Genomic DNA, 3,274 nt, shown 5'->3' with positions numbered 1-3,274 from the left:
AGGGGCGTTGCACAGCAGGATTAGGGGTTCAGACCGCCCTGTTCAACTTCACCCATGACGCAAACCTGTCGACAAACGCCTGCAAGAACGGTCGCGTCTTGTCGTTGAGCTTGCCCGAATCCTCGAACAAGCTCGCCGCACCGCCAAGGTAAGCCTCGGGCATCTGCATGCAGGGCATGTCGAGAAACACCAGCGACTGGCGCACCGCATGGTTGGCGCCAAAGCCACCAATCGCCCCCGGCGATACACTCACCACCGCCGTCGGCTTGCCGCTCCAGGCACTTTGCCCGTAAGGACGCGAACCCACATCGATGGCATTTTTCAGGCAGCCTGGCACCGAGCGGTTGTATTCCGGGGTGACGAACAACACCGCATCACTGCGGCGGATTTCATCGCGAAAACGCTTCCAGGTTTCCGGCGGTGCCTCGGCTTCGATATCTTCGTTGTACAGCGGCAGGTCGCCAATCTCGACGATCTTCAGCGCAAGGCTGGACGGCGCCAGCTCCGAAAGTGCGCGGGCGACCTTGCGGTTGTAGGACTCCTTGCGCAAGCTGCCCACGACGACTGCTACCGAATACACCTGGCTCATGGCAATTCCAACCTTTGCGGGTTAAATAGACGTTGTAGTTATAGATGACCGTTCTCCGGCGCCTGAGTTTTTTTTCCGCAGTGCGAAAACTTCCGAGTCGGTTTCACGGTCTATGCCTTCATACATTTCCTACGTAATTCAGAGGTTTCCACCCAAATGGCAGCAGTAATGGTCGGCCAATTCCACGCCCGTGACGCCGAAGGCCGCATCTACCCCGTGCACGAGTTTCAGGAATCCACCCTGCAACTCGACGGCAGCACGCTGGGCGCCCCCATCACCACCTACCGCCTGGCCATCGGCGACAAGGTCAACCACCTGGGTGAAAACCGTTTCGAACTGGCACGCTCCGGCGTCGAGATCACGCGCATTCCGTGATGCAATCCACCGTGTAGCGGCCCCCTTCGTGCTGCAGGCCGTGCACATCGGCGACAAACCCGGGAAAGCCCTGGTTGAATGCTCGGGCGAATGCCAGGTAATCAAGGATCGAGCGGGTCGCCTCGGTGAACCGCTCACCCGGCATGATCAACGGGATGCCAGGCGGGTACGGCACCAGCATCACCGCCGCCACACGCCCCAGCAATGCCTCGATCGGCACCGCCTCCACTTCGCCACGCACCATCTTGTCATAGGCCTGGGCCGGGCTGACGGCCACCTCCGGCAAACGGGTGAACAGCCGCTTCAGCTGCTTGGCCGTGGCATTGGCGCGGTAGCAGTCATGTAACTGGTCGCACAGGTCGCGCAGGCCCATGCCCTGGTAGCGCAAGGCGTCGGCAGCCCCCACACTGGGCAGGCAGCTGCTGAGTGGGGTGTTGCCGTCATAGTGGCGCTTGAACTCCAGCAGTTCGGTGAGCAAGGTGCTCCACTTGCCCTTGGTGATGCCCATGGAAAACAGCACCAGAAAGCTGTACAGGCCGGTTTTTTCCACCACCAGCCCGCGCTCCCAGAGAAACTTGCTGACTACTGCTGCCGGGATACCGCGCGCGCCCAGCACACCGTCTGCGCTCAGGCCCGGCATTACCAAGGTCACCTTCAGCGGGTCGAGCAGCACATAGTCGGTCACCACTTCACCAAACCCATGCCATTGCGCCCCCGGCTGCAGCAGCCAGTCCTGCGCGGCCAGACGGGGGATGCCCTCGGCACTTGGCGGCTGCCAGATGCTGAACCACCAGTCCGCTGCGGCAATGTGCTCACGCAGGTTGGCCAGGGCACGACGAAAACTCAACGCCTCGTCGAACATCTCCTGCAGCAGCGAGCGCCCGGCCGGCCCTTCCATCATGGTCGAAGCCACATCCAGCGAGGCGAGAATGCTGTACTGCGGCGAGGTAGAGATGTGCATCATGAACGCTTCGTTGAAACGGTCCCGGTCCAGCTGCCGCCTGGCACCGTCCTGCACATGAATCATCGAGGCCTGGCTGAACGCCGCCAGCAGCTTGTGGGTGGAGTGGGTACTGAACACCAGCGGGCTGTCTGCCGCGCAGGCGGTGCCCATGGCGTAGCGCCCGGTGAAAAAGTCGTGGAACGCGGCATAGGCAAACCAGGCCTCGTCGAAGTGCAGCACCTCGACACTGGCACCCAGGGCCTGCTTGATCAGCCCGGCGTGGTAACACAGCCCGTCGTAGGTGGAGTTGGTCACTACCGCCAGCTTGATACGCTGCCCACGATCACGGGCAAGGGGGTTGGCCTGAATCTTCGCGGCGATCGCCTCGGGGCTGAACTCGTTGAGCGGGATCGGGCCAATGATGCCCAGTTCGTTGCGCTCCGGGCAAAGGTACAACGGGATGGCACCCGTCATGATGATCGCGTGCACCACCGACTTGTGGCAGTTGCGGTCCACCAGCACCAGGTCGTCACGGCCGACCATGGCATGCCAGACGATCTTGTTGGCCGTGGAGGTGCCATTGATGACGAAAAAGGTGTGATCGGCGCCGAAGTTGCGCGCCGCCCTGGCCTCGGCTTCGGCCAGCGGGCCTGTGTGGTCGAGCAGCGAACCCAGCTCCGGCACGGAAACGGACAGGTCCGAGCGCAGGGTGTTTTCCCCGAAGAACTGGTGAAAGGCTTGGCCTACCGGGCTTTTATGATAGGCCACACCGCCACCATGGCCCGGGGTGTGCCAGGAATAGTTGGACTGCGCGGTGTGCTGTACCAGCGCCTTGAAGAACGGCGGCAGCAGGCCGTCGAGGTAGGTGTGTGCAGCACGCGCCACCTGGCGGGCGAGAAACGGCACGGTGTCTTCGAACAGGTAAAGGATGCCACGCAGCTGGTTGAGCTCGCTCATGGCTTCGGCGGGGGCATTTTCCAGGGTCACCTGCTCGCCCAGGGCGAAGATCGGCAGGTTGGGTGCACGCAGACGGGCCAGGCGGATCAGCTCGGCCATGTTCTGCAGTAAATGGGTATTCTCGCCAGCGCCTTCGGCCGCGATGAGCATGCAGGCCAGGCCGTGGTGGGTGGCGGCGACCAGGCGCGCTTCGGCGTGGTCAGCGGCGGCGAGAATGGCAAAGCCATCCTGGCGCAATTCCTCGGCGATGCCCCGCACGCGCTCGCCGGCAACACTGTCGGCCTTGATGGCGCGGTGGACGATGAGGATCGGGAACTTGAGGTCCTTGTACATCAGGTGGCTACCTCCGAAGGACATGGCGTCCATTTCAGGGTAGTTGACGTGCCTGCCTTGGGTGTTGGGGTGGAGTG

At 62.5% G+C, this 3,274-nt stretch carries 3 protein-coding genes; 1 reads left to right on the top strand and 2 read right to left on the bottom strand.

The features are described 5' to 3' along the window. Nucleotides 1-28: 28 nt before the first annotated feature. Entirely contained in the window at nt 29-589 is a 561-nt protein-coding gene (chrR, locus tag ACF8FB_RS04290) for a class I chromate reductase ChrR (protein ID WP_003251456.1), read from the bottom strand. Between the two features lie 156 nt (nt 590-745). Here chrR and ACF8FB_RS04285 point away from each other — a divergent pair, with 156 nt between their 5' ends. Then, nucleotides 746-964 carry a hypothetical protein gene (locus ACF8FB_RS04285; protein ID WP_010954911.1) on the top strand — a complete coding sequence of 73 codons (219 nt, stop codon included), beginning with the start codon at nt 746-748 and terminating at the stop codon, nt 962-964. Here ACF8FB_RS04285 and ACF8FB_RS04280 read toward each other — a convergent pair. Beyond that, the gene (locus tag ACF8FB_RS04280) at nt 948-3,197 is read right to left on the bottom strand and encodes an Orn/Lys/Arg decarboxylase N-terminal domain-containing protein (RefSeq protein WP_392511058.1); all 2,250 of its coding nucleotides are present in this window, start codon (nt 3,195-3,197) and stop codon (nt 948-950) included. The genes ACF8FB_RS04285 and ACF8FB_RS04280 overlap by 17 nt on opposite strands. Between the last annotated feature and the right edge of the window lie 77 nt (nt 3,198-3,274).

The organism is Pseudomonas sp. yb_2 (genome assembly GCF_043103905.1).
Lineage (GTDB): Bacteria > Pseudomonadota > Gammaproteobacteria > Pseudomonadales > Pseudomonadaceae > Aquipseudomonas > Aquipseudomonas alloputida.
This window is presented reverse-complemented; position numbering and strand designations above follow the sequence as displayed.